At 64.1% G+C, this 24,277-nt stretch carries 22 protein-coding genes and 1 pseudogene; 13 read left to right on the top strand and 10 right to left on the bottom strand.

The features are described 5' to 3' along the window. Positions 1–30: 30 nt before the first annotated feature. The 6 genes from FJV83_RS27900 to FJV83_RS27875 form a co-directional block, all read right to left on the bottom strand. Positions 31–846, bottom strand: coding sequence for a hypothetical protein (locus FJV83_RS27900; RefSeq protein WP_246691931.1), 816 nt, complete (start codon positions 844–846; stop codon positions 31–33). Between the two features lie 40 nt (positions 847–886). Then, on the bottom strand, positions 887–2,113 hold the full coding sequence (locus FJV83_RS27895; RefSeq protein ID WP_142885525.1) for a hypothetical protein: 1,227 nt from the start codon (positions 2,111–2,113) through the stop codon (positions 887–889). A gap of 234 nt (positions 2,114–2,347) precedes the next feature. Continuing rightward, positions 2,348–2,980 carry a class I SAM-dependent methyltransferase gene (locus FJV83_RS27890; protein ID WP_095789303.1) on the bottom strand — a complete coding sequence of 211 codons (633 nt, stop codon included), beginning with the start codon at positions 2,978–2,980 and terminating at the stop codon, positions 2,348–2,350. A gap of 181 nt (positions 2,981–3,161) precedes the next feature. Next, positions 3,162–3,761: an NADPH-dependent F420 reductase gene (locus FJV83_RS27885; RefSeq protein ID WP_142885586.1), complete on the bottom strand. Its 600-nt coding sequence runs from the start codon at positions 3,759–3,761 to the stop codon at positions 3,162–3,164. A 31-nt stretch (positions 3,762–3,792) separates the two neighbouring features. After that, complete coding sequence (locus tag FJV83_RS27880) at positions 3,793–4,545, bottom strand: glucose 1-dehydrogenase (RefSeq protein ID WP_095789301.1); 753 nt, start codon at positions 4,543–4,545, stop codon at positions 3,793–3,795. A gap of 67 nt (positions 4,546–4,612) precedes the next feature. Then, positions 4,613–5,347 carry an SDR family oxidoreductase gene (locus FJV83_RS27875; protein WP_095789300.1) on the bottom strand — a complete coding sequence of 245 codons (735 nt, stop codon included), beginning with the start codon at positions 5,345–5,347 and terminating at the stop codon, positions 4,613–4,615. A gap of 228 nt (positions 5,348–5,575) precedes the next feature. Between FJV83_RS27875 and FJV83_RS27870 the strand changes: the two genes are divergently transcribed. Next, positions 5,576–6,499 (top strand): LysR family transcriptional regulator, encoded by a 924-nt coding sequence (locus FJV83_RS27870; protein ID WP_095789299.1) that lies wholly within the window; start codon positions 5,576–5,578, stop codon positions 6,497–6,499. A 114-nt stretch (positions 6,500–6,613) separates the two neighbouring features. Here the strand turns inward: FJV83_RS27870 and FJV83_RS27865 are convergent, their stop codons facing one another. Beyond that, positions 6,614–6,895, bottom strand: a complete 282-nt coding sequence (locus FJV83_RS27865; protein ID WP_245318287.1) for a hypothetical protein — start codon at positions 6,893–6,895, stop codon at positions 6,614–6,616. 341 nt (positions 6,896–7,236) lie between these two features. Here FJV83_RS27865 and FJV83_RS27860 point away from each other — a divergent pair, with 341 nt between their 5' ends. From FJV83_RS27860 to FJV83_RS27835, 6 genes are all read left to right on the top strand, one after another. Beyond that, positions 7,237–8,121 (top strand): hypothetical protein, encoded by an 885-nt coding sequence (locus tag FJV83_RS27860; protein ID WP_142885524.1) that lies wholly within the window; start codon positions 7,237–7,239, stop codon positions 8,119–8,121. Positions 8,122–8,344: 223 nt separating this feature from the next. Then, positions 8,345–10,231, top strand: coding sequence for a molecular chaperone HtpG (gene htpG / locus FJV83_RS27855; protein WP_142885523.1), 1,887 nt, complete (start codon positions 8,345–8,347; stop codon positions 10,229–10,231). Between the two features lie 197 nt (positions 10,232–10,428). Next, complete coding sequence (locus FJV83_RS27850) at positions 10,429–11,289, top strand: ABC transporter permease (protein WP_245429705.1); 861 nt, start codon at positions 10,429–10,431, stop codon at positions 11,287–11,289. Continuing rightward, a complete protein-coding gene (locus FJV83_RS27845) occupies positions 11,286–12,125 on the top strand; it encodes an ABC transporter permease (protein WP_095789296.1) in 840 nt (279 codons plus the stop codon). Before FJV83_RS27850 ends, FJV83_RS27845 begins: the two co-directional genes overlap by 4 nt. Next, positions 12,122–13,264: an ABC transporter substrate-binding protein gene (locus FJV83_RS27840; protein ID WP_095775108.1), complete on the top strand. Its 1,143-nt coding sequence runs from the start codon at positions 12,122–12,124 to the stop codon at positions 13,262–13,264. Before FJV83_RS27845 ends, FJV83_RS27840 begins: the two co-directional genes overlap by 4 nt. Next, positions 13,257–14,429 carry an ABC transporter ATP-binding protein gene (locus tag FJV83_RS27835; RefSeq protein ID WP_246691930.1) on the top strand — a complete coding sequence of 391 codons (1,173 nt, stop codon included), beginning with the start codon at positions 13,257–13,259 and terminating at the stop codon, positions 14,427–14,429. The genes FJV83_RS27840 and FJV83_RS27835 overlap by 8 nt, the downstream gene beginning before the upstream one ends. Positions 14,430–14,480: 51 nt before the next feature. On the opposite strand, the gene FJV83_RS27830 is transcribed toward FJV83_RS27835, so the two are convergent. After that, the gene (locus FJV83_RS27830) at positions 14,481–15,461 is read right to left on the bottom strand and encodes a GlxA family transcriptional regulator (RefSeq protein WP_095793582.1); all 981 of its coding nucleotides are present in this window, start codon (positions 15,459–15,461) and stop codon (positions 14,481–14,483) included. 161 nt (positions 15,462–15,622) lie between these two features. Between FJV83_RS27830 and FJV83_RS27825 the strand changes: the two genes are divergently transcribed. From FJV83_RS27825 to FJV83_RS27810, 4 genes are all read left to right on the top strand, one after another. Next, entirely contained in the window at positions 15,623–18,226 is a 2,604-nt protein-coding gene (locus tag FJV83_RS27825) for an EAL domain-containing protein (protein ID WP_185973353.1), read from the top strand. Positions 18,227–18,490: 264 nt separating this feature from the next. Then, positions 18,491–20,050 (top strand): FAD-dependent monooxygenase, encoded by a 1,560-nt coding sequence (locus FJV83_RS27820; protein WP_142885521.1) that lies wholly within the window; start codon positions 18,491–18,493, stop codon positions 20,048–20,050. 80 nt (positions 20,051–20,130) lie between these two features. Next, positions 20,131–20,841: a hypothetical protein gene (locus FJV83_RS27815; RefSeq protein WP_142885520.1), complete on the top strand. Its 711-nt coding sequence runs from the start codon at positions 20,131–20,133 to the stop codon at positions 20,839–20,841. 135 nt (positions 20,842–20,976) lie between these two features. Beyond that, a complete protein-coding gene (locus tag FJV83_RS27810; protein ID WP_142885519.1) occupies positions 20,977–21,618 on the top strand; it encodes a glutathione S-transferase family protein in 642 nt (213 codons plus the stop codon). 51 nt (positions 21,619–21,669) lie between these two features. Here the strand turns inward: FJV83_RS27810 and fusA are convergent. After that, a pseudogene (gene fusA, locus FJV83_RS27805) lies at positions 21,670–22,569 on the bottom strand (elongation factor G); the annotation flags it as partial. Between the two features lie 61 nt (positions 22,570–22,630). Next, positions 22,631–22,981, bottom strand: coding sequence for a hypothetical protein (locus tag FJV83_RS27800; RefSeq protein WP_142885517.1), 351 nt, complete (start codon positions 22,979–22,981; stop codon positions 22,631–22,633). Between the two features lie 250 nt (positions 22,982–23,231). On the opposite strand from FJV83_RS27800, the gene FJV83_RS27795 reads away from it, so the two are divergent. Together FJV83_RS27795 and FJV83_RS27790 are read left to right on the top strand one after the other, a co-directional pair. Then, positions 23,232–23,672 carry a hypothetical protein gene (locus tag FJV83_RS27795; protein ID WP_095775100.1) on the top strand — a complete coding sequence of 147 codons (441 nt, stop codon included), beginning with the start codon at positions 23,232–23,234 and terminating at the stop codon, positions 23,670–23,672. 123 nt (positions 23,673–23,795) lie between these two features. Next, positions 23,796–24,233, top strand: a complete 438-nt coding sequence (locus tag FJV83_RS27790) for a VOC family protein (RefSeq protein WP_142885516.1) — start codon at positions 23,796–23,798, stop codon at positions 24,231–24,233. Positions 24,234–24,277: the final 44 nt, after the last annotated feature.

Below are 24,277 nucleotides of genomic sequence, written 5' to 3'. Positions count from 1 at the left end.
GAGCGGCGCGTGCCCTGTTGCAGATCGGTTCTACATTATCGCTATGACCCTGCCCGCCGCATCGAGGCGACAACCGACTTGCGCTTGCCGGACTTCGATGCCACCGCGCCCTGCATAGTCTATTCGCACCTGGATCGGCGCCGTCAGTGCACTCCCACGTCGACGCAAGGCACCAGCGCTCACCGCGCGGACCCGCACGGCGCCAAGCGGCCTGGCGGCGGACAGGATCGCCGCTCGACAGGCTTGCACGACCGCGACCGGCGTGCCGGGTTTCGCTTTCAGTGCTTCCACGGGTGCAAAGGGATATCCCCTGGCGAGGTCGCCCTGACCGGCTTTGGAAGGCCTGAGGACGGGCGGCAGGGCGATCGATGGCCTGGCGGTCTTGGCAATGACGGCGTTGGCAGTGGCGGTCTTGCCAGCGGCGGTCTTGGCGGACCCAGTGCCTTTCGCGGCAGAACCGCTGGCTGCCGTGGCGGCCGAACCACCGGAAGCGGCCGCCGATCCGTTTCCGGCGGACGGATCGGCGCCCAGGCCGACACCGGTCGAAAGGCCTCCGCCTGTGGAGCCAACGTTGCCGCCGGCACTGACGCCTGCGGAGCCTACGCTACCGCTGGCACTGACGCCTGCGCTGACTGATCCGGCGCCTGCGCCGACGGAAGCGCCGACATTTGCTCCGCCGACACCGCCGACGCTCGCGCCCACCCCTACGGACGCGCCTTGCGAACCGGCGCTCACTCCGGCATCGAGCCCGAGACCGCCGACCTTGCCGCCTAAACCTGCATCGAGGGCCGAGGCAGGCCCGATCGCGATGCCGATCGTCAACGCGGCCGCGACATATTTTTTCACTGTCATCCTCCCTGCGCCGTGCATTTCGCTCACCTGTCTTTCACTGCGAGAGTGGGCGGGTTGGCAGCAATGCGGGGGGAAGAGCCATCGTTGCCAGCAGGACAGCTTGTGCTGACCTTCGACCCTTCACCTTCCATTTTTTCGGCAAGCCCGGTTGATGGGCTGCGACCGGCAGCGAACTCGCGAGCGCGCTCTTGGAAACACCTGCCTTGGGCGCGCGCACCACTGCCGCGGTCCGACGTTTCTCCCTGATACTGTCGATTTTGGCGCTGTCGATTTCGTCGCGCGCGGCACTGAGGCTGCGGGCCAGGCCGTTGGCTCTTTCGCGCTCCTGGTCCAGAGCCGCGCTCAAATCCATCGAGCTCTGCTTCAAGGCGTCGCTTTGCTTGCGAGCAATGTCGAGGGCACGCATGGCTGAATCTGCTCGTTGATGTTCCAGTTCGAGCGCTTTGCGAGCCTGCTTCGCGGCGTCGTCGGCCTGTTGCCGGTCCTTCACCGCCTTGGCCTGCTCCGCGGCGGCCAGATTTGCGCCTGTCTTGAGCGCATCGATGGTGTGACGGGCCGTGGCGAGTTCCTGCTCTAGCAGCCCGACCTTATGGCGCTCTTCATCCAGCGCCTGCTTCGCGGCGTCGTCGGCCTCTTGCCGATCCTTCACCGCCTTGGCCTGCTCCGCTGCGGACAGATTTTCGCCTGCCTTGAGCGCATCGATGGTCTGACGGGCCGTGGCGAGTTCCTGTTCCAGCAGCCCGACCTTGTGGCGCTCCTCATCCAGCGCCTGCGTCGCGGCGACCTGGGAGCCATCCACGGAGGGCGGCGCTTCAGGCATCGCGGCTTTCTTGCTGTCCCAGAGACTGGCTTCCGCCCTGAAATTTTCGATGGCACGCTGCGCCGTCTCCAGATTGAGCGTGAGTGCTTCGTCCGTCCGCTGCTGCGCTTTCAGGGCCTGCGCTTGCCTGGCCAATTCAGCCCGTGCCGCGGCCAGTTCGCGGCGCAAGGCCGCCTGCTCATCGTCGCCTTTGGCGATATCGGTGCGCTCCGAAACCGCGACCGGCGACCCGCCATTGGCTGCGGCGGTCGCGGACGCATCGGGCGCCAGCTGGCTATTTGCCGGAGATGCCAACAGCAGGATGAGGATTGACGAAACGACCGGCAGCATGGCGTTGCACCCGCTGCCAAATATCCCGTGAAGCACGATCGAAGGCCGTCGTTCGGTAAAGGTGAAGTCAAAGCGCAGACATTTGGACCTGGTACCCTGCAAATGATTCATCACTTGACCTCACCTGGCGCGACCCTCACCGCGATCGTATTCTCCACTAATTCGAGCTACGGCTGGATGCCGCGTCACCTGGACGCTACCTCCTATTTCCTTGCTTGTTGTCATTCGAACGAACGAAACCTTGCTGGGGGACGGCTCCGTTCGAAATAGCGGCGCCGAGCATGCCCCGGCAGGCGCGCGGCCAGATTTCCGCGGCAGTGCCAATCTCATCGTTGGCGAACAGTGTCAGATCTTCACAAACCGATAGGCGAAGCGATCGGTCTCGCCCTTGATCGAGGGATCGAACACCTTGATCGAATGCGCATCGTCCTTGTTCGCCAGTATGGTGCTTTCGGCGTCTAGTACGAACCCGGCTGCCTCCACCTCCTCGCGGACGGATGCAGGTTCAATCCGATGCAGCGACTGGGCGTCGCTCGTGCCCGCCCCTGCGGCGGCGGCGTGGTCGACGATGACGTATGACCCACCGGGCTTCAGCCGCTCGTGGACGGCTCGATTGAAGTCGGCCGCCGTCGCGCCCTTCTTCTGAATCAGCGCGGTGTGGAGATCGTGGTAGAACAGGTGCAGCCACAGGACATCCGCGGGTTGCGTGGCCTGCGGCATCGCGACGAGGTCCGCCGAGACGGCTTCGACGTTCTCTCGGCCCGGTTCCTTCGCAAGCGTCCGCATGCGGCCGACCGGATCGTTCTTGAAGTCGGCGACTTCGGCCGGCACGAAGCTGTAGACCCGTCCTTCGGGTCCCACGACGTCGGAGAACAAGCGCGTCCAGTCGCCGTCGCCTGGGTAAACGTCAATGACAGTGGAGCCCGCGTCTATACGTGCGAACCGGATCAATTCGGATAGCTTGGATTGGTCGTACATCGGAGTCTCCTTTAGGTTGAGCATTCGACGAGTGCGAGGGGGCGATCCATGGCTGAGCCACCGTCAAAGCCGATGGCTGCAGCGGGCTTCTCAAGGCTCATGGGAATTTCTCAATTCCGCACGGATCGGATCGTGCCCGATCCGCGCATCGTGGCCCCGCCGGTTGGCAGGTCAGTGTTCATCAGTCGAACTTGACCAGGTCCTTGAAGATCAGTTGACCCCAGCTGTTTCCGCGCGCCTGGACGAGCAGCCCACCTTCCGACAGCCCGCCAAGTTTGATCGGCGAGAAACCGAGATTTTCCGCAAGCGCACCAATCTCCGCCGCGGCGTCGTCATGGTCGCTCGCCAGGAACACGACCCTCCTGCCACCATGCACGGCCGGATCCTGATCAAGGACGGCAGCGACCAGATGGTTGAAGCCCTTGACCAGTTTTGCACCGGTGAAGGCCTGTGCGATGAACCTGGAAGAAGGCTGTCCCCCCAGTTTTTCAGGAGGCACGCCGTAAGCATTGGTCACATCGACGATGGTCTTCCCCTGCCAGGTGGCGAGCGCCTTCGCGACCTCAGGGTGCGACTCGAAACGGACAGCCAGAAAGATGATGTCCGCCTTGACCGCGTCGGCCAGCTTCTTGGGAATGATCGTGGGTCCGATCGCGGCCGCATCGGCTGCAAAGCTTTCCGGCCCGCGCGTCGTTGCAACGGACACGTCGATGCCCTTGCGGGCAAACGCCTTGGCCAATGCCTGGCCGATATTGCCGAAGCCGATAATTGAATAGCTCATGATGCTTCTCCGATCTTGTTTTAACGCGGGGTCAGACCTGCGCCATGCCTCCGTCGACGGCGAGATCCACGCCGGTGATGAAAGAACTTTCATCGGAGGCGAGGAACGTGACGGCAGCCGCGATTTCCTCTGGCTTGCCCCTGCGACCCATTGGGATCTGTGACGCAAACTGCGCGGCCGCTTGCTCGGCTTGCTCAGGGGTAAGGCCTGTCGTTGTCTCCAGCGCGGGGGTCTCGATTGCTCCGGGGCTCATCGTATTCACTCGGATCTTGCGGTCTTTCAGCTCCAGTGTCCAAGCGCGCGAGAAGTTGCGCACGGCCGCCTTACTCGCGGCGTATGTGCTAAACCCCGGCAATCCCAACACGTTCGAAACCGAAGAATTCAGGATGATCGAACCGCCGTCTTTGAAGAGGGGAAGGGCCTTCTGCACCGTGAAGAACAGCCCCTTCACGTTCACATCGAAGGTCTGATCGAAGTGGGCCTCAGTAGCGACCGCGAGCGGTGCGATTGTCCCCGCGCCCGCGTTCGCGAAGAGAACGTCGATGTGACCATGTTTCTCTTTCACGATGGCATAGAGCCGGTCCAGATCCTCCAAGCGAGCCACGTCGCCCGTGACCGTCGTAATGTTAATCTTGATGACGGCTGCGGCCTCCTTCAGCTCTTTCTCTCGTCGCCCGGTGATGACGACGTGTGCACCTTCTTCCACGAAGCGCTTGGCCGTCGCCAAGCCAATCCCGCTGCTTCCGCCTGTGACGACTGCAACCTTACCTTCGAGTTTTTTCATAATCTTTCACCTTTGGTCGTGTGTTTGGTTTTTCGTAGAGTTTGAGAAGCGTGGTCCCGCATCGGGGTCACAGTTGTGCCAGGCCGCCGTCGACGGCGACTTCGCTGGCAGTCATGAAGCTGCTGTCCGACGACGCGAGAAAGGCGGCCACGGCCCCGATCTCCGCCGGATCGGCCATGCGCTGGAGCGGAGTCATCGCGCCGTAGGCCTTCTGGCCTTCCTCGCCCAGCGCCTCTCTCGCGAGTTCGGTCGCCGTCGCCCCTGGCGACAGCACGTTGACCCGGATGCCGGTGCCCTTCAGGTCTTCCGCCCAGGTCCGCGCGAGGTTGCGCACTGCCGCCTTGCTCGCGCTGTAGGCGGTGAACCCCGGAGCGCCCGTGGTGCCGGCGCTCGATCCGGTCAGGATGATCGAGCCGCCCTGGCCCATCAGCGGCAACGCCTTCTGGACCGTGAAGATCGTACCCTTCACATTGGTGTCGAAGGTTTCGTCAATGTGCTCGGCGGTGATCTGGCCGAGCGGAAGCGGGCCGCCGGCCCCGGCATTGGCGAAGACGATGTCGAGGCTTCCGCGCTCGGCCTTCACCGCCGCGTAGAGCCGGTCGAGGTCGGCCTCATTCGAGACCGAGCCCTTCACCGCGCGGGCATTGGGCCCGAGGTCGGCCACGGCGGCGTCGAGCGCTTCCTGCCGGCGGCCGAAGATGAAGACGAAGGCGCCCTCCTCGATGAAGCGCTTTGCCGCGGCGCGACCGATGCCGGTGGCGCCGCCGGTGATGACGGCGGTCTTGCCATTCAGTCTGTTCATGTCATGTATCCTTTGTTTCGCCGTCTCGTGTCCTTGGCTGTACGGGGAAGTCCCGCGAGAGCCTCAAGATGGGTTCGCCGAAGTCGGGCGGTGAGTGCGCAATCGCGCACATCGGTGGTGCGAAAACGATCCAGCTGGATGATTGAACGCCGCGACGACCGCGCGAACCACGGCTGAGCGTGTTAGAATGGGCTTTGCAAACCGCACTGCGCGGCGCAGGAACGCACCATGATCGACTGGGATGACGTTCGCTACTTTCTTGCCGCCGCGCGCGGAGGCTCGGTGCGGGCTGCCGCCGCGCACCTCGGAGTGAATCATTCAACCGTGCTGCGACGCATCGCCCAGCTCGAGGAACGTCTCGGGGCGCAGATGTTCGAAAAGCTGCCTTCGGGCTACCGCCTGACGGCTGCGGGCGAGGAGGTCCTCGAACTCGCGGAGCGGATGGAAGCGTCGTCGCACCAGTTAGAGACGCGCGTCTTCGGTCGCGACCAGAGCGCGCGCGGGCTTTTGCGGGTGACACTTCCACCGTTTCTCGCCACACACCTGCTCATGCCAGATCTCGCCGACTTCGCGCGTATGCATCGCGACATCGAGATGGAAATCTTGACCACTGGCGAGGTGGCGAATCTGACCAACCGGGAGGCCGACGTCGCGATCCGCATTGTCGCCGACCGCAAGACCCTGCCGCTCAATCTTCACGGACTGAAGGGGCCGGAGTTGTTCAGCGGCGTCTACATGTCTCGCGATCGACTAGCCGCGTTGCGTGCGGGCACGCCTGATCCCATCCGGTGGATCGTCATAGACAATCATGGAATTCCGGACTGGGCGCGCCAGGGAGAAGTTCACACCATGGGAGCTCCGTTCAGGACGCCGGATGCCGAGACGCAGATCATCGCGGCGCAGCAAGGAATCGGGATGACGAAACTGCCGTGCTTCGTCGGAGATACCGACCCCCTGCTGGTCAGGGTGCCGGGCATCAACCCGCCCATGCATGGGACACTCTGGCTTCTCACGCAGGGCGAGACACGCAAGACGAAGCGCGTGCGGCTCTTCACCGACTTCGTATCCCGCAGGCTCGCCGCGTACGCGCCGCTTCTCGCGGGCCTGTCCGTATCGCGCGAGGCGACAGTGCAGCCGTTGCCAGCCAGATGACCGAATGGCGGCTTTTAGCAGCAAAGAAACCTTGGCACGAATGACCGAATAGAGGCGCATTGCCGCCATTCGAAGCCCAGACAACCTGAGCCGATCAAGGACGCTTGGCCGAAATCAGTGCGCCACGCCATCCGAAGCGTGCAGCAGCCTCCAGGCCGAGCCTACGTGCCCATGGAACTGCGACGCAAACCTCTCAGCGGCGACATCCTCCAGGCCGTCATCGACCAGCGCCTCGATGCTTCGCCGCATCAGGGCGAGTTGCATCTGCCTTGCGTGTTCCTGGTCCGCCTCCCGCATGATTTCCGTCACGTGGTAGGCGACGACGGGTTGGCCGAGGCATGAGAGCAGCGCGTTGGCCTCGGCTGTTACAGCGGTCACTGCGTCTTCGATCTTCATTCTGGCGATCCTCATCAAGAATGATGCTGACGCCTCCCCGCAAAGGCGACGGTGGTCCGTCGCTTCTTCTTTGATTTCAGCCTGCTGCGCCACGGAAAGCGGCGCGCCAGGCTTGCAATTACTGTCTTCTCCGGCCCCTCGGGCTGCCTCGTTTGGCCTGGAAATAGTATCCGTCAAATTTGATTCAAAGGCGAACGGATAGTTAATCGATGGTTAATGGCAGCACTGGCCACGCCTCCCCGATCAGGATATTTCGCCTCGGCGTCTTCTGCCGCGCAATAGCCGCAAAGCTGCCCGATGGCTGCCTGGCCTGTTGATCCGCCACGAAGAAAGGTTCTGTCATGCGGTTGGTCTGGACGGTCATGTTTGCCCTGGCGAGCAGCGCTGCCTTCGCCGCCTCGCCCGAGGATGATTATATCGCCGCGCGCGACAAGGCGATTGCCGACATCGCGGCGATGGAGAGCACGAACACACCCGTGGAGACGCTCGATGCGGCCAATGAAAAGGCCCGCGCCGATCTCGAAAAACGGCTTTCCGCCCTGCTCGGCCCTTTCACGGTCAAGGATTTTCCGGCGGCCGGCACGATCAACATCGAAAGCCTGAGTTCCTCCGATGTCGGCTTCGGCATGCTGGACGGGCTGCGCCACGGCACCGAGGACGGCCCCAGCATCGTGGCCTCGACACGCGGGCTGGTCGAGCGCTGGCTTAAGTCGCGCGCCGCCGAGACGGACGCCGATCTCAAACTGCCCACCAGCTTCGACGCGGCGCTCAAGCTCGATGCCTTCTACACCCAGGCCATCGGCAGCGACGCCGCCTTCACCAGCACGCTCGACTTCGCGCTGAAGAAGCCTGACGGCGCCGACATGGCGATCGCCCGCCTCGGCGGCTGGGCACAGGATATCGGACCGAACTCCGACCAGGAGGTCGTCGTCACGGTCGTCAAGGGCAACAGCGTCCTGATCGCCGAAGCGCCTGCGACTCCGCCAGTCCCGAAGATCGCGGCCTGCGACGCCGCGTGGACCGCCGCCGACGCCGCCGCCCAGAAACTCGCCAAGCAGGCCACCGACGACAGCGACGAAAACACATCCGACGCCGCCAACGCCGCCTGGACGAAAGGCGACAACGACTTCCGCGCCTGCATGGGCAAGAGCCTGCCGGACACCCCGGCCTACCCCGCCCTGCTCGCCCAGGCGCAGGCGCTGGCGGATCACATGGCGGCGAATTAGGCGCGCAAGAGAGTGGCGCGACGCCGACGCTGCCAATCTCCCCACCTGTGGGGGAGATTGGCAGTTCGCCGCCGGCGCCCTCTTGTTGCCCCGGCATCCCACCACCATATCGTCGGCGCGCTGGCACACTGAACGCAGTTGCCAGCACCGCAAAAAATGGTTGAAAGGAAAGTCCCGAACGCGCCAGGCGCGGCGGGCCGATGAACAGCGTGGGGAAATCTGCATGACGACGGATACGAAAGCGACGGAAACCAGGGCATTCGAGGCGGATGTTTCGCGGCTGCTGCACATGATGGTGCACTCGGTCTATTCCGATAAGGACGTGTTCTTGCGCGAACTGATTTCCAACGCCGCCGACGCTTGCGAGAAGCTGCGCTTCGAGGCCGTCAGCCGCCCCGAACTGCTGGGCGACGACCCCAAGCCGCGCATCTCGATTTCGGCTGACGCCGACAACAGAGAGATCACCGTCGAGGACAACGGCATCGGCATGAGCCGCGACGACATGGCCGAGGCCCTGGGCACGATCGCCCGCTCGGGCACGCGAGCCTTCATCGAGCGCGTCGGCGCGGGCACCGAGGACACGCAGCTCATCGGCCAGTTCGGCGTCGGCTTCTACTCCGCCTTCATGGTCGCCGACCGCGTCGACGTCATCAGCCGCCTGGCCGGAAGCGAGGAGGCCTGGCGCTGGTCCTCCGACGGCAAGGGCTCCTACGAGATCGCCCCCGCCCCGCTGGAAGCCGCGCCGAAGCGCGGCACCCGCGTCGTGCTGCACCTGATGGATGACGCCGTCTCCTACACCGGCTCCTACCGGCTGGAGCAGCTGGCCAAGTCGCAGTCCGGTCATGTGCCGGTACCGATCACGCTGGTGGAAAAGCCCGGCGCCGAGGCGCGCGACATCGCCGATGGCACTGCACTCTGGGTGCGGCCGAAGAGCGAGATCAAGCCCGAGGAATACACCGACTTCTACCGCGGCGTCGCCGGCCAGTATGACGAGCCGGCCGCCACCATCCATTTCCGCGCCGAGGGCCGGCAGGAATACTCCGTGCTCGCCTTCGTACCCGGCTCGCGGCCGTTCGATCTGTTCGACCAGGACCGCAAGGGCCGCATGAAGCTTTATGTGCGCCGCGTCTTCATCACCGACGATGCCGATCTTCTGCCGCGCTATCTGCGCTTCGTGCGCGGGCTGGTCGATTCCGCCGACCTGCCGCTCAACGTCTCGCGCGAAATGATCCAGGAAAGCCCGCTGCTGGCCTCGATCCGCAAGGGTCTGACCAACCGCGTGCTCGGCGACCTCGCCAAGCTGGCGGAGAATGAGGCCGAGGCCTATGCCAGGATCTGGGAGAACTTCGGCGTTGTGCTGAAGGAAGGGCTCTATGAGGATTACGAGCGGCGCGAGCAATTGCTGAAGCTCGCCCGCTTCCACTCGACCGCCTCCGGCGAAGGCTGGCGCGGCCTTGCCGACTATGTCGCGGCGATGAAGGAGGGCCAGAAAGCGATCTTCTTCATGGCCGGCGACGACCGCGCCCGGCTCGAAGCCTCGCCGCAGCTCGAAGGCTTCAAGGCGCGCGGCATCGAGGTGCTGCTCTTGACCGACCCGGTCGACAGTTTCTGGGTGACGATGGCGCCGGACTTCGACGGCAAGCCGTTCAAGTCGGTAACGCAAGGCGTGGCCGAACTGTCCGACATCCCGCTGCTCGACGAAGCGAAGAAGCCGGACGCGGCGGCAACGCCTGAGGTCGACGGCTTCCTGGCTTTCATCAAATCAACGCTTGGCGATGCCGTCTCGGATGTGAAGGCCTCCGACCGCCTGACCGAGAGCGCCGTCTGCCTGGTCGCCCCGGAACATGGACCCGACCGGCAGTTCGAGCGGCTGATGAACGCCGCCGGCCGTCTCGACAAGGCGGCCAAGCCCATCCTCGAAATCAACCCGCGCCACGCGCGCGTGCTGGCGCTCGCCGGCCTCGGCGATGAAGACCAGGCGTTCAAGGACGACGCGGCTCATCTTCTCTACGACGAGGCGCGCGTGCTCGACGGCGACAAGCCGGCGGACGCCAGGGCATTCTCGGAGCGTCTGGCGCGGCTGATCGCACGCGGCATCGCGAAGGGCTGAGCTTCGCCTACCGGAGCCGCTGCGATGCCGTCCGCCGACACGGTTTCGACATCCATCGCAGCCGGCGACGCGCCCGATGTCCGCTGGCTCAATCGCCTGTTGTAGACATCGGGCCTCCAATCACCCAATCTTGGCCCGGGAACAAAACAGGCGCTTCAAAGCAAGCGCACCGGGTGCTCATGAAACGACGATGGACATTGTATGATCCACGGCTGGCATGGCTGCTGGTCGCGCCGGTGCTCCTGCTGCTGATCTTCTTCCTGGTGTTGCCGATCGCCGTGATGGCCGCCTACACCTTCTTCACCTTTGTCACCGCCGGCGTGGAAACCAGCGCGCTGACGACGGCGAACTGGCACGAATTCCTGACCGACAGCTATTATGCCGGCTTCCTTTTGAAGACGCTGCGGGTCGGCGCCATCACCGCGCTGCTTTGCGGGGTGCTCGGTTATTTCCCGGCCTATTTCATCTGGGCGACGACCTTCAAGCACAAATGGCTGCTGCTTCTCCTGCTCATCGTGCCGTTCTGGATCAGCTTCACCATCCGCACGTTTTCCTGGATCAACATCCTTGGCGAACAGGGCGTCATCAATGTCGCGCTGCTGAAGATGGGCATCATCAGCGAGCCGCTGCCGATGCTCTACAATGAAGGCGCGGTCATCCTGGGCATGCTGCACTTCCTGCTGCCCTACATGATCCTCAACGTCTATGTCAGCCTCGAGGGCATCGACCGCACCCTGATCTCGGCCGCGCGCTCGATGGGCTGCACCAGTGCGCAGGCGTTCCGCGAGGTCACTCTGCCGCTTTCGCTGCCCGGGCTGGCGGCAGGCCTGCTGCTCTGCTTCGTGCTGGCCGCCGGCAGCTATGTGACGCCGCAGCTGCTCGGTTCCGGCCGCGACGCGCTGTTCGGCAATCTGATCTACGACACCATCATGGGCGAGCTGAACTGGCCGATGGGCGCCACGCTTTCGATCGTGCTGTTCCTCGTGCTCGGCTCCTTCGCCGCCATCTACACACGCTTCATGGGCATGTCGCAGATCGTCAAGGGATTGGGCGGATGAAGGCGCGGCGCAAAGAGGAAGGCAGATGGGCGTGGCGGCTGACCGGCTTCGTCACGGTCTGCGTCTACATCTTCATGTTCGCGCCGATCGTGGCGACGGTGATCCTGTCGTTCAACGCCTCGATGTTCGGCGGCTTCCCGATGACCGGCTTCAGCCTGCAATGGTACGTCAAGCTGATGGCCAACGAACCGGTACTGGCCGCCTTCCGCACGTCGCTTTGGATCGCGCTGGTCACCGCCGCCGTTACCACGGCCATAGGCGTCGTCACGTCGTTTGCGCTGGTGCGCTTCGAATTCCGCGGCAAGCAGGCGCTGAGCACTCTGGTGATCCTGCCGGCGCTGGTGCCCGAGACCATCCTCGGCGTCGGCCTTCTGGTGCTGATCAAGGCGGTCGACCAGCCGCGCACCATGCTTCTCCTGGTGCTCGGCCACATCCTGCTCGCCGTGCCCTATGTGGTGCTGATCACCCAGGCGCGCATGGTCGGCATCCGCCGCGTCTACGAGGAGGCGGCGCTCTCGCTCGGCGCCTCGCGCTTTTCATCCTTCCGCGAGATCACGCTGCCGCTGCTCATCCCCGCCGTCATCGGCGGCGCGCTGCTCGCCTTCACCATCTCGTTCGACAACACCTCGGCCAGCCTGTTCTGGCGGCCGGCGGGCGTCGAGACCATGCCCACCCAGATCCTTTCGATGCTCAAGATCTCGATCAGCCCGGAGATCAACGCGCTCGGCACCGTGATGATCCTGGTGACCGTCGGCATCCCGCTGCTCGGCGGCCTGATCCTGCAAAGCCTGACCAGATTGAAACGACGCGACGAACCAAAGGAGGAAGCACGATGAAACTGTCCAACGGCAAGCGGCTTGAACGGCTGCACGATAGGTACCAAAACGGCGATCTCAGCCGCCGCACTTTCCTGACGCTGACCGCCGCCGCGGCCGCCGCGGCCGGTCTCGACATGCCCTGGATGCGGCAGGCGCTCGCCGCGGTCGAGGAGGTTCGCTTCGATGGCTGGGGCGGCACGGTGCAGGACGCGATCGACAAATACGCCTTCAAGCCCTACACGGCCAAGACCAAGATCAAGGTGGTCCAGGGCACGTTCGGCGACGAGGACGAGATCATCACCAAGATCAAGACCGCCAAGCCCGGCGACTACCAGGTCATCCATTCCTCCGGCGTCAACTACTACATCAAATACGTGAATGGCGGCCTGACCTCGGAGATCAACGAGGCCAACATCCCCAACATGGCCAATGTGCTGCAGCCGATGATCGACCCGTTCCGCAAGCTGACGCCGAAACTCTCGGCCGTGCCTTACGACTATGGCACGACCGGCATCGCCTACAACACCAAGGTGATCTCGCCCGAGGAAGCCAAGGAAAAGGGCGCGGCCCTTTTGCTCGACAAGAAATATGCCGGCAAGGTCGGCGGCTATTCCGACATGACCACGCGCGTCTGGTACGCCGCGCTCGCCACCGGACAGGATCCCAACAACCTCAAGGACATGGACGCGATCTGGGCCAAGGTGCGCGAAACGCGCGACCTCGCCAAGAAGTTCTGGAGCTCCGGCGCGGAGCTGATGGACCTGCTTTCCAAGGGCGAGATCGTGGTGACCGACGCCTGGTCGGGCCGCGTCGCCGCCTTGCAGGACCAGGGCCATCCGATCGGCTATCTCGATCCGGCCGGCTCCTATGCCTGGATGGAGGACATGCTGATCCTGAAAGGCTCGCCGATGGCCGAGTGCGAGGAGTTGATCAACTTCATGCTCGACCCGGCGACCGCCATTGCAGTTGCCGAGGGCCAGAGCTATCCGCCGTCGCTCGACCCGACAAAGGTCAAGCTCACCGAGAAGATCGAGAAGCTGCCGGCCTTCGACAAGACCGGCACGATGAAGTCGCTGACCTTCGCCGACCCGGTCTACTGGGCGACCAACGAGGATGCCTGGACCAAGCAGTGGAACAGGATCTCGAAAGGTGCCTGACAGAAACGACCTTTCGGAAGTGCCCCCGCCGGAAGCGGCCGGGGCGGCAAGGAGCGCAGCCGCTCTGGGCGGCGGCATCGGGGCCGGCCAGCCGGCGGTCGAGTTCCGCGACATCGACATCGCCTATGGCAAGTTCGTCGCCGTGCGCGATTTCTCGCTCTCCATCGCCAAGGGCAGCTTCGTCACCTTGCTCGGCCCTTCGGGCTGCGGCAAGACGACGATCCTGCGCTCCATCGCCGGCCTCGTCGACATTTCGGGCGGCCAGATCATGATCGACGGGCGACGGGTCGACGACGTGCCGATCTACAGGCGCAACATCGGCCTGGTCTTCCAGAGCTATGCGCTGTTTCCGCACAAGAACGTCTTCGACAATGTCGCCTTCGGCCTGAAGTACCGCAACGTGCCGAAGCCCGAGATCGCCCGCAAGGTCGGCCAGGCGCTCGAGATGGTGCGGCTGCCGGGCAGCGAGAAGAAGCTGCCGTCGCAGCTGTCGGGCGGGCAGCAGCAGCGCATCGCGCTCGCCCGCGCCATCGTCTTCGAGCCGCAAGTGCTGCTGCTCGACGAGCCGCTGTCGGCGCTGGACGCCAATATGCGTGAGGAGATGCGCGTCGAGATCAAGAAGATCCAGAAGGAAACCGGCATTACCGCCATCTTCGTCACCCACGACCAGGAGGAAGCGCTCTCCATGTCGGATCGCATCGTGGTGATGAACGCCGGCGCGGTCGAGCAGATCGGAACCCCGCAGGAAGTCTATGAGACGCCCGCCACGGCCTTCGTCGCCGACTTCCTCGGCAAGGCTAACATGCTCGCCGGCACCGTAAGCCGGTCTGGCCAGGCAATAGCGGTGACGCTAGCCACCGGCCAGACGGTCGAGGTGGCCTGCCCAAGGCCGCTTGCGCAGGGCAGCAAGGTCACTGTCGTGCTGCGGCCGCAGAAACTGTCGGTCGGCACGGCGGCAAGCATCAACAGGCTGTCCGGCCGTGTCGTCTCGGCCTCGTATCTGGGCGGCAGCGCGATCTACGAGATCGACATTGGCGGCAAGACGATCATCCGCGCCAACGCGCCGATCACCGGCCGCGTCCTTCGCGAAGGCGAGGCGATCGACATCGGATTCGATCCCGAAGACTGCGTTCTGCTCGACGAGGATGGTCGGCGGATTTCGTGATGCATGTCGCCGGGAAGCCGGCCCGGCTTGGAGGCCGGTCAGCGACCAGCTTCATTGCCCCGCCGCGCCGGCGGGCACGCGGTTGGGATGCCGCAGATGGGTCGGCGTGACGCCCGTCTGCTGGCGGAACACGCGGCTGAAATGGCCGGCATTGGTGAAGCCGCAGCGGTAGGCGATGTCGCCGATCTGCAGGTCGCTGCCTTCGAGCAGCGACTTCGCATGATGCACCCTGAGCGCCAGGTATGCCGCCATCGGGCCGATGCCGAGCTCGGTGCCGAAGAGCCGTTCGAGCTGGCGCCTCGAGCAGTTGAGCCGGGTTGCGATCTCGCCGACGGACAGCGTCTCCTGCAGGTTGCTCTCCATCAACAGCAAAGCGCGCTTGACCGCGCGGCTTGACGCCGCCGGGAACAGGTCGCCGACAGGCTGCACGTCCCGGCTGCTCCTGATGCGGTCGAGCACCAGGATCTTGGCGGCCTTTTCCGCCGCCTTCTGGCCGATGAACTGCGACACGAAATAGCCGGCAAGGTCGGCCGCCCCCGTGCCGCCGGCGCAGGTCGAGCGGCCTCGGTCGACGGAATACAGGCTGTCGGCATGGGCGTTGACATCGGGGAACTGGCTGCGGAAATCCTTGATGTGGAACCAGCTGACGGCGGCGGCGTAGCCGTCGAGCAGGCCGTAGCGCGCCAGTACGAAGCTTCCCGTGCAGAGCGCCGTCAGCGGCACCCCCTTTTCGGCAGCCCGCAACAGGAAGGCCTCCTTGTCGGAACTCAGGCTGCGGTTGGTGTCGAGCAGGCCGCCGACCACGACGATATTGTCGAAATCCTCCGGATTGCCGATCCCCTTGGTGGGCAGCAATTCGACGCCGCAGCTGGCCCGGATCGGCAGGCCGCGTTCGCCGACGATCTCCCAATCGAACTCGATCCTGCGGCTGCGGTCGCCCTCATCGCCCGCCAGCCGCAGCGTGTCGATGAACAGCGACAGCGGCGACAGCGTGAAGTCGCGAACCAAAAGAAACGCAAAACGCCTTGCCATTGTACTTCCGCCGCCCGTCCGCCTGCCATAGCTGATGCCGAAACTTGCCACCAGTCTGGAAGGGTAAATTTAAGCGTTTTCTACTACAGTCCATCGATGAGCTATAGTTCAGGAAAGGTGTCAGGGTCGAATTGACCATCACTGGATTCAGCCTCGGCCGCCTGAGACGGGCCGTTCTTTCTTCCGCCAACTTGCCGGCGGCGATCGCTTTTGTCGTGCTTCTGATCTGCTCCATCGTTGCCGACCAGCAGAACAGGAGGGTCTCCGACCAACTGGCGCGCGCCGACGTGCTGGCCAAGGTAAACATCATCCGCGCCAAGCTCGAAGGCAACATTAACGGCAATCTTCAGCTTGTTCAGGGTTTGGTCTCGGCCATCGATACCGAACCCTTTATGGGCCAGCAGAGATTTGCCTCGCTTGCCGGAAATCTGTTCCAGCAGAAATCGCAATTGCGCAACATTGCCGGCGCGCCCGACCTGGTGATCTCGCTGATGTACCCCATGGAAGGCAACGAGAAGGCCATCGGGCTCGATTACCGCAAGAACGAAGCGCAGCGCATGGCGGCGCTGCGGACGCGCGACCAGCGAGTCCTGGTGTTTGCCGGCCCGGTCGACCTCGCCCAAGGCGGGCGCGGCTTCATCGGCCGCATCCCGGTCTTTGTTCCGACCGCGAACGGCGGCGACCGTTTCTGGGGCATCGTCTCGGCGGTGGTCGATGTAGACCGGCTCTACGCGGCGAGTGGGTTGACCGATCCGGATCTCGACATCGATGTCGCGCTCACAGGCAAGGATGCGCTGGGCGGCGGCGGCGAACGCTTTTTCGGCGGCGGCCAGGTCATTGCCGGAAATCCCGTATCGGCCGATGTGCAGCTGCCATCGGGTTCCTGGCAGATTTCGGCCCTCCCCAAGGGCGGCTGGCCGGAGGCTCCGAAAAACGAGTGGGCCTTGCGGTCGCTTATGTTGCTCGCCGGGGCGCTGGTGGTGCTGCCGATCATGGTGGCCGGTCGGCTGTTTGGCGAAAGGCAGAAAAACTACGCCGAGCTGAGGCGCCTGTCCGGGCGTCTGGAGCTGGCGCTGGAAGCCTCTGGCATTGGCGTTTGGGAACACGACCTCACCACCAATGAAATGGTGTGGGATGACCGCGTCAACGAGATCTACGGCAAGTCAGCCGACGGCAAGCCACGCGGCTATGATGACTGGGCGCAGGCGATCCATCCTGAAGATCTGGCACGGGCGAGACAGGACTTCGATCTCGCCGCGGCCAAACAAGGCCCCTATTCCTCACAATACCGGCTCCTACGCCCCGACGGCACCGTCCGCCATGTGCGCACGCGCGCGACCTACTTCCAGGACATTGGCGGAACGCCCAAGCTGATCGGCGCCGAATGGGACGTGACCAGCGACGTGCTGCTCAACGAAAACCTCATTCGTGAACGCCAGTTGACGGAATCGAATAACGCCGAAATCAATCTCGCCAAGGCACATATCGAGTATGCGGCGCTACACGATTCGCTGACCGGCCTGCCCAACCGCCGCTATCTTGATGAACTGCTGGCCGAAAACGGCGAACCGGACCGGCGCACAGCACTGCTGCACCTGGACCTCGACCGCTTCAAGCAGATCAACGACACGCTCGGCCACGCTGCAGGCGATGCCATGCTGGTGCATGCATCCAAGGTTATCCAGGCCAATGCGGGCCATGACGATTTCGTTGCGCGCATCGGCGGCGACGAGTTCGTCGTGGTGAGCCATGGGCTTGACGACGACGGACTGTCGGCACTTGCCCATCGCATCGTCGAGGACATGCGCCAACCTGTCGATTACCGCGGTCATCCGTGCCGTTTCGGGGTCAGTATCGGCATTGCCGCCAACAATGGCGTCGACGCGAAACAGTTGCTGGTCAACGCCGATCTGGCGCTCTATCGGGCCAAAAGCCGTGGCCGCAACCGCTACGACTTCTTCAACGATGAGTTGCAGAGCGAGATCGTGCGGACCAAGCAGATCGCCGACGAGATCCTGGGCGGGTTGGAGCGGAACGAATTCGTCGCCTACTATCAGCCGCAGTTCGACGCCAGCACGCTCGAGATCGTCGGCGTCGAGGCGTTGTCGCGCTGGAAGCACCCGCGACGCGGCATCCTGGCCCCTGACGCTTATCTCAAGGTGGCTGAAGAACTCAACGTCGTGGCGCTGATCGACCGCATCGTCCTCAAACACGCGCTGGAGAATTTCGAGCGTTGGTCGCACAGTCATCTCAACATCCCGCGCGTGTCGGTCAACGTCTCGGCCAGGCGGCTGGAGGACAGGGACCTGATTGAAGGTCTGCGCAAGCTCGCCATCAAGGCTGGAACGGTGTCGTTCGAACTGGTGGAGTCCATTTTCCTCGATGAAAACGACGACCTGGTCACGTGGAATATCGACCACATCAAGGAGCTCGGCATAGACATCGAGATCGACGATTTCGGCACCGGCCACGCCTCGATCGTCTCGCTGCTCAAATTGCGTCCGCGCCGCCTCAAGATCGACCGCCAACTGATCACACCCATCACCGGCTCAATGGCACAACGGCATTTGGTGGCGTCGATCATCGAGATCGGCAAATCGCTCGGCATCGAAGTGGTCGCCGAGGGCGTCGAGACGATGGAGCATGCGCGCATCCTCAAGGAACTTGGCTGCGATATCCTGCAGGGCTACCTTTTTGGCCGCCCGATGGAGGCCAAGGCCTTCAAGGCCTTCGCCCCATCGCGTAAATGGCTGGCCGCGGGCTAGATTGCCCCTAACCAATGGCGTTGCCCTTGGCCGCCGCCTCACCCGTTGCAGACCAATCGCCGCATCGCTATATAGCCCCCGTCGGAAAAGGCAGAGTTGGTTTGGTAAGCCCAACTCCTCTCGGTAACGAGAGCTCTGGTCTTTGGCTTCGTGCACGAGATCCCCACGACGAACATCGGACGCTGATCCAGCGCCCTGTCGTTCGTCCGTGTGGTTCTTATCTCGAGGAACGCTCCGGTCGAACATCGACCAAGGAGTAGTTTCATGCACAGCCACCACCCAATTTCCTATGACGTCATCATCTCCGGCGCCGGCCCGGTCGGCTTGTTTCTCGCTTGCGAGCTGCGCCTGGCCGGCCTCTCGGTCCAGGTACTGGAAAAGGCCGACGACACCAGCTCGCCGCTGAAACGGCTTCCTTTCGGCATGCGCGGTCTGTCAGCGCCGACCATCGAGGCCTTCCATCGTCGCGGCCTGCTGGACGCCATTGTGCCGCCGCCGGCGAAGAATGGCCCGGGCGACGACACATTGGCCGCCGCGCACTGGATGCGGCAGCCGCGCCGCCCGGGCGGCCATTTCGCCGGCATCCAGTTCCATCTCGACGCCGTCGACAGCTCGAAATGGCCCTATCGCCTGCCCGGCCCGGCGGGCACCAGCATGGCGGTCGAGATGGAGCATCTGGAAACAATGCTCGCCACCCGCGCAGACGCGATGGGCGTCGAGATCAGGCGCGGGCTCGGCGTCGAAAACTTCGCCCAGTCGCACGAGGATGTGACCATCCGCGCCGGTGGCGAGGTCTTTCGCGCCCGCTGGCTCGTCGGTTGCGATGGCGGCCGCAGCACGGTGCGCAAGCTTGGCGGCTTTGCCTTCACCGGCACCGCTGCCGAGTTCACCGGCTATTCCGTCGACGTCGAAATTGCCGATCCGGACACGCTCGGCCTTGGCCGCCACTACACCCCGACGGGCATGTACACCTACTCGCGGCCAGGCACCATCGCGATGGTCGAGTTCGACGGCGCCGCTTTCCATCGGACAGAGCCGGTCACGCTGGAGCACGTGCAGGCGGTGCTGCGCCGCGTGTCCGGCACCGACGTCACCCTGACGACGCTGCGCCTCGCCACCACCTGGACCGATCGCGCCTACCAGGCGACCACCTACCGCAATGGGCGGGTGCTGCTTGCCGGCGACGCCGCGCACATCCATTCGCCGCTAGGCGGCCAGGGGCTCAACCTTGGGATTGGCGATGCGATGAACCTCGGCTGGAAGCTCGCCGCCACCATCCGCTGCGACGCGCCGGCCGGCCTCATCGACAGCTATTTCGACGAGCGGCATCCGGTGGCCGCGCAAGTCCTCGACTGGTCGCGCGCCCAGGTCGCGCTGATGCGGCCAAGCCGCAGTTCACGCGCGCTCGAAGCCATCATCCGCGACCTCATCGACACGCGCGACGGCGCGACCTACTTCGCCGAGCGCGTCTGGGGCGTTTCGCTGCGCTACGACCTTGGCGGCAGCCACCCACTGGTGGGCCGCAGCGCGCCCGATATCGAACTGGCCGACGCAACGAGGCTCGGCGAGCGCTTGCGGAACGGCCAAGGCCTGTTGCTGGACTTCGATTCCCACCCTGCCCTGCAAGCGATTGCCAGCCGCTGGAGCGGGCGGATCGCCTATGTCGCCGGGGATGCCAGGGAGCGCCTGGGCCTGAACGCCCTGCTCGTGCGCCCCGATGGCTTCGTCGCCTGGGCCGCTGATGGCGAGCCTGACCTTGGCGAAGCGACGCACGCCGCATCGCAATGGTTTGGCGAAGCCGAAACAGGTGGCTGCGCATGCTAAGGAACTGTTTGACCCTGATTTCGGTTGTCTGCTGTGCGAAGTGCCGTTCCACGAAGGCACCTGATGAGCGAACATGAAACATGGCGGACAAGAAGCGCGATTCCCTGCGAAAGGTCCTGAGTGGCATCGTCGCGGCAATTGCCGGCGCGCCTGATCGCGAGCAAGGCCTGAGCACCGCCAAAGCGTCAGTAGTCGCCGAATGGCCGCTGCCGCCATCGGCAACGCTTGGCTCCGCCTTGCGCCTGAAGGGGATCGAACGCGAAATTCGAGCCCGCCTGCCGTGGGCTGTGAGGAGATTTGCCAAGGCCGAGACGGGTCGCATCGTCCTGCGCATGTTGAAAACCGACGCGGATGCCTTCCAGGCGGCCTCGGCAACCATCTCCAGGACACTGGAGGGGATCGAAACCCTCGCCGTGCTTCCGCGCGAGGCAGAGGATATTCTCACCATCTCCGCCCGCGAGCGCCACAAATGGCTGAAGGACGGCCGCCTAAAGAGCATCGGCACCCGCACCGTCAAGATGCGCGGGCGATCCAAGGCCGTGACCTTCCATGTCTTCGATCCACGCCACATCGAGGATGTTCTCGACCGCGACCTGGCGAGCGCCTGGCGGGAGGAAGATGCGCAGGAAGCGTCCGAAAACAGGCGGCGCGGTGCCGGCAAGGCCGCCCTGACGCGCGCGGGAAAACGACAGCGCAAGGCGCGCAGCGCCAGGACTTCGGGAAAGGATGACGCTCCACCGCCGAAGCTGGAGGGCTGGGACACATTCGAGGCGGAAGGCCTGCTGCGCTAGAGCCGAGGACGCTTTTCAACCAGTCCGAACCGCTAAATCCCGCGGTCCGGAAAAACCAGGCGGTTGTCGGGAATCGCCCGGGCCGTTCGTCCTCTGGGTGCAACCAAGAACCGAACCAACCAGCCGGAGCCTGCCATGATCCCCACCATCACCGCCTTCGAACGATCGCCCGACGGCGGCAAGGGACTGGCGCGCGATACGCGCGTTCGCTGGGCGCTCGAAGAAGTGGGGCAACCCTATGAAGTTCGTCTCGTTTCCTTCGCCGGGATGAAGGCGCCTGGCCATATGGCCATCCATCCGTTCGGCCAGATCCCCACCTATGAGGAAGGATCTCTGTGCCTGTTCGAGACCGGCTCGATCGTCTTTCATCTTGCCGAGCGGCATGCGGGCCTGCTGCCCAGGGATCGCGATGCCCGCGCGCGTGCCATCACCTGGATGTTTGCCGCCCTCAACACCGTCGAGCCGCCCATCCTCGAATTGACGACGGCGAGAATATTCGAAGCCGACAGGCCGTGGAGCGAAGAGCGCCTGCCGTTGGTCAAGGGCCGGGTTCGCGCCCGGCTGGACCAGCTCTCGGCCTATCTGGGCGCCGCCGAGTGGCTCGATGGTGCGTTCAGCGCCGGTGACCTTTTGATGGTATCGGTACTGCTGCGGCTACGCATGTCGGGCATTCTGGACGAATATCAAAACCTGGCTGCCTATGTGGCGCGCGGCGAAGCCCGCCCCGCTTACGCCAGGGCCTTCGCCGCGCAATTCGCGGTCAACGCCGCATCATAAAGCCTAAGCCGACAGCAGGAGCAGTGCGACCACAGCAGAAATGAGCGGAAGTCAGGCGAACGCGGCCGCGGCGGGCGGCGGATCGCGATTGTCAGGCATCGGAACGGGCTCGTATCCGGCATAGAAGGCGCTCAAGCGTGCCTGCCCGTTCGAACGCGACCGCAGTGTCTCTTCCAGCTTGAACGTGGCTGAGAGCGGCACCATGGCGTGGATGACGACGGCAACATCGCGACCTTCCTGGTCCCCGATCCGGCCACGGCGGCTCTTCAGCTCGCCGGTGATGCTGCCGGCATAGTCCGCCGGCGTCACCACCTCGACCTTCATGATCGGTTCGAGCAGTTGCACGCCGAGATACGGCGCGGCCTCGCGAAAGCAGGCGCGGGCCGCAACCTCGAAAGCCGGGGCCGAGGAGTCGGTCTCGTGCCAGGCGCCGTCCACCAGCGTCGCCTTGACGCCGATCATGGGAAAGCCCGCGAACGGCCCCGACGACAGGGCGCTGCGCAGCCCCTTTTCGACCGCCGCACCATATTCGTTCGGAACCGCGCCGCCGGCGATCCTGGACGCGAAAACGAAGTCCGGATTGTACGCGTTCGGCTCGAACGCAATCTTGACGCGGGCGAACTGGCCCGCGCCGCCGAACTGCTTCTTGTGGGTGTAGTCCTGCTGGTGGCTGCGGGTGATCGTCTCGCGATGGGCGACCTGCGGTGAGCCGACGTTCACGTTGATCATGAACTCGCGGCGCAGACGCTCAATGATGCTGTCGAGCTCAGGCTCGTCCATGTAGGCCACAATTGTCTGACCGGATTCCTCGTCCCACTTGACATGGAACCAAGGATTCTCGTCCGCCAGCCTCGACAGGGCGATACGCAGCTTCTCCTCATCGGCTCTCGACTTCGCCTCGATCGCGATTTGCAGCAAGGGCCATGGCGCGGCAGGTTCTTCCATGACGATATGGTCGCAGGTTGGCCGGATGTCCGCAACGGCAGAGGACGGGCGCCGTCAACAGCCACGGCTACGGATATTTCGCCTTTGCGCCCGGGTTTGGATCGCCCTGCAACTCCTTCGGCAAAGGCAGGCTTGAGCATTGCAGGTGCACGTCGCGGGCGTAACGCTTTCGCTGCTTCTGCTCGGCCTCCTTGGTGGCCGCGATGATGCCCAGGCCGTACGGGCCGAGGACCGCGAATTCCCAGCCCGGATGTTGTTTTTCGCGCGCCGCGTAGTCCGAAGCCGCCGCCCGCGCCTGCTGGCATTCCGGCGACGCCCATTTCGGATCCTGCGGCGAAAGCGACGCGCCATAGTCGACCGGAGAGGTCGCGCATCCGGCCACTGTCGCGGCCAATGCGACGGACACTGCAATTCGCATCTCAACCCTCATCCGAAGCCCTTCTCGCTGTCCGCAAACCTCGCAGGCGCCCCGTCCGCGCCAATCACGTGTATGCGATGTCTCGCCGGAGCGCTTGCCATAGGCCTCGCTTCATGTCGATCTTCCCGCGGCCAGATTCAGGCCGCGTGCCTGGAACCAAATGACGGGCGAGACTGTTCCGTTGTAACTTTAACACAGCGCTGGCGCGCCCGGTCGGTTGGGCAAGCGGCGACTTCGAGGAGCTCTCATCATGAATATTTCGTCCGGATTTCGTAGAATCGCGGTTGCCGCCATCGCCACCGCGGGCATCGGCTTTGCCAGCGCCGCGCATGCCGACAGCGGCACAATCCGCTTTGCCGTCTACAAGGCGGCCTTCTTCGTCGGCGGCTCCGGCGGCGAAGGCACGTTCACCTTCCACGGCAAAACCTATCCCATCTCGATCGGCGGCGTCTCGGGCGGCCTCGCCTTCGGCGTTTCAAAGACCTATTTCCGAGGCACCGTGCGCCACATCAGGCGCGTCCGCGATGTGACGGGGGTCTACGGTGCGGCGGGCGGCGGCGGCACGCTCGGCAAAGGCGCCCAGATGATCGTCATGACGAATGACAGGGGTGCCCAGCTCGAGCTCACCGGCAAGCAGGTCGGGCTGCAGGTCAACGCCGATCTCAGCGGCATGGCCATCTCGCTGAGGTAAGGGACTCTCGCCCCGACGGTAAGAGGTCTGACGGAAAAGTCCAGAAGGCGGCGTCGGCTCGACAGCCGCCTTTTCCCTGGCCGAAGACCCGCAGGCTGTTGATCCAGACACGAGGTTGGACGCATGGCGCTCAAACGGATGGACAATGTCGGAATCGTCGTCGATGACCTCGAAGAGACGATCGGTTTCTTTCGCGAGCTCGGCCTTGAACTCGAAGGGCGGGCCACGATCGAAGGCGAATGGGCGGGACGTGTCACCGGACTGGGCGATCAGCACGTCGAGATTGCCATGATGCGCACGCCCGACGGTCACAGCCGGCTCGAACTATCCCGCTTCCTCACGCCGCCGGTCGTCGCGGATCACCGCAACGCCCCGGTCAACGCGCTGGGCTACCTGCGCGTCATGTTCACCGTGGACGACATCGACGATACGCTTGAAAGGCTTCGCAAGCGCGGTGCGCGGCTCGCAGGCGAGGTCGTTCAGTACAAGGACGTATATCGGCTCTGCTACATTCGCGGACCCGGACACCTTCTCATCGGCCTCGCCCAGGAACTCGGCTGAGCGCAAGGCGATGACAATGGCCAAGAGCGACCAATGCCGGCGGG

The sequence above is a fragment of the Mesorhizobium sp. WSM4307 genome (assembly GCF_007003945.1).
In the GTDB taxonomy this organism is placed as follows: domain Bacteria; phylum Pseudomonadota; class Alphaproteobacteria; order Rhizobiales; family Rhizobiaceae; genus Mesorhizobium.
The sequence above is the reverse complement of the archived record's forward strand: the minus strand, read 5'-3'. Positions and strand labels throughout refer to the sequence as shown.

Excerpts from the sequence above, each read along its gene's own strand:
- FJV83_RS27895 (WP_142885525.1), bottom strand. The coding sequence starts at position 2,113 with ATGAATCATTTGCAGGGTACCAGGTCCAAATGTCTGCGCTTTGACTTC.
- FJV83_RS27890 (WP_095789303.1), bottom strand. The coding sequence starts at position 2,980 with ATGTACGACCAATCCAAGCTATCCGAATTGATCCGGTTCGCACGTATA.
- FJV83_RS27885 (WP_142885586.1), bottom strand. The coding sequence starts at position 3,761 with ATGAGCTATTCAATTATCGGCTTCGGCAATATCGGCCAGGCATTGGCC.
- FJV83_RS27880 (WP_095789301.1), bottom strand. The coding sequence starts at position 4,545 with ATGAAAAAACTCGAAGGTAAGGTTGCAGTCGTCACAGGCGGAAGCAGC.
- FJV83_RS27875 (WP_095789300.1), bottom strand. The coding sequence starts at position 5,347 with ATGAACAGACTGAATGGCAAGACCGCCGTCATCACCGGCGGCGCCACC.
- FJV83_RS27870 (WP_095789299.1), top strand. The coding sequence starts at position 5,576 with ATGATCGACTGGGATGACGTTCGCTACTTTCTTGCCGCCGCGCGCGGA.
- FJV83_RS27865 (WP_245318287.1), bottom strand. The coding sequence starts at position 6,895 with ATGAAGATCGAAGACGCAGTGACCGCTGTAACAGCCGAGGCCAACGCG.
- FJV83_RS27860 (WP_142885524.1), top strand. The coding sequence starts at position 7,237 with ATGCGGTTGGTCTGGACGGTCATGTTTGCCCTGGCGAGCAGCGCTGCC.
- htpG (WP_142885523.1), top strand. The coding sequence starts at position 8,345 with ATGACGACGGATACGAAAGCGACGGAAACCAGGGCATTCGAGGCGGAT.
- FJV83_RS27845 (WP_095789296.1), top strand. The coding sequence starts at position 11,286 with ATGAAGGCGCGGCGCAAAGAGGAAGGCAGATGGGCGTGGCGGCTGACC.
- FJV83_RS27840 (WP_095775108.1), top strand. The coding sequence starts at position 12,122 with ATGAAACTGTCCAACGGCAAGCGGCTTGAACGGCTGCACGATAGGTAC.
- FJV83_RS27830 (WP_095793582.1), bottom strand. The coding sequence starts at position 15,461 with ATGGCAAGGCGTTTTGCGTTTCTTTTGGTTCGCGACTTCACGCTGTCG.
- FJV83_RS27820 (WP_142885521.1), top strand. The coding sequence starts at position 18,491 with ATGCACAGCCACCACCCAATTTCCTATGACGTCATCATCTCCGGCGCC.
- FJV83_RS27815 (WP_142885520.1), top strand. The coding sequence starts at position 20,131 with ATGGCGGACAAGAAGCGCGATTCCCTGCGAAAGGTCCTGAGTGGCATC.
- FJV83_RS27810 (WP_142885519.1), top strand. The coding sequence starts at position 20,977 with ATGATCCCCACCATCACCGCCTTCGAACGATCGCCCGACGGCGGCAAG.
- FJV83_RS27800 (WP_142885517.1), bottom strand. The coding sequence starts at position 22,981 with ATGCGAATTGCAGTGTCCGTCGCATTGGCCGCGACAGTGGCCGGATGC.
- FJV83_RS27795 (WP_095775100.1), top strand. The coding sequence starts at position 23,232 with ATGAATATTTCGTCCGGATTTCGTAGAATCGCGGTTGCCGCCATCGCC.
- FJV83_RS27790 (WP_142885516.1), top strand. The coding sequence starts at position 23,796 with ATGGCGCTCAAACGGATGGACAATGTCGGAATCGTCGTCGATGACCTC.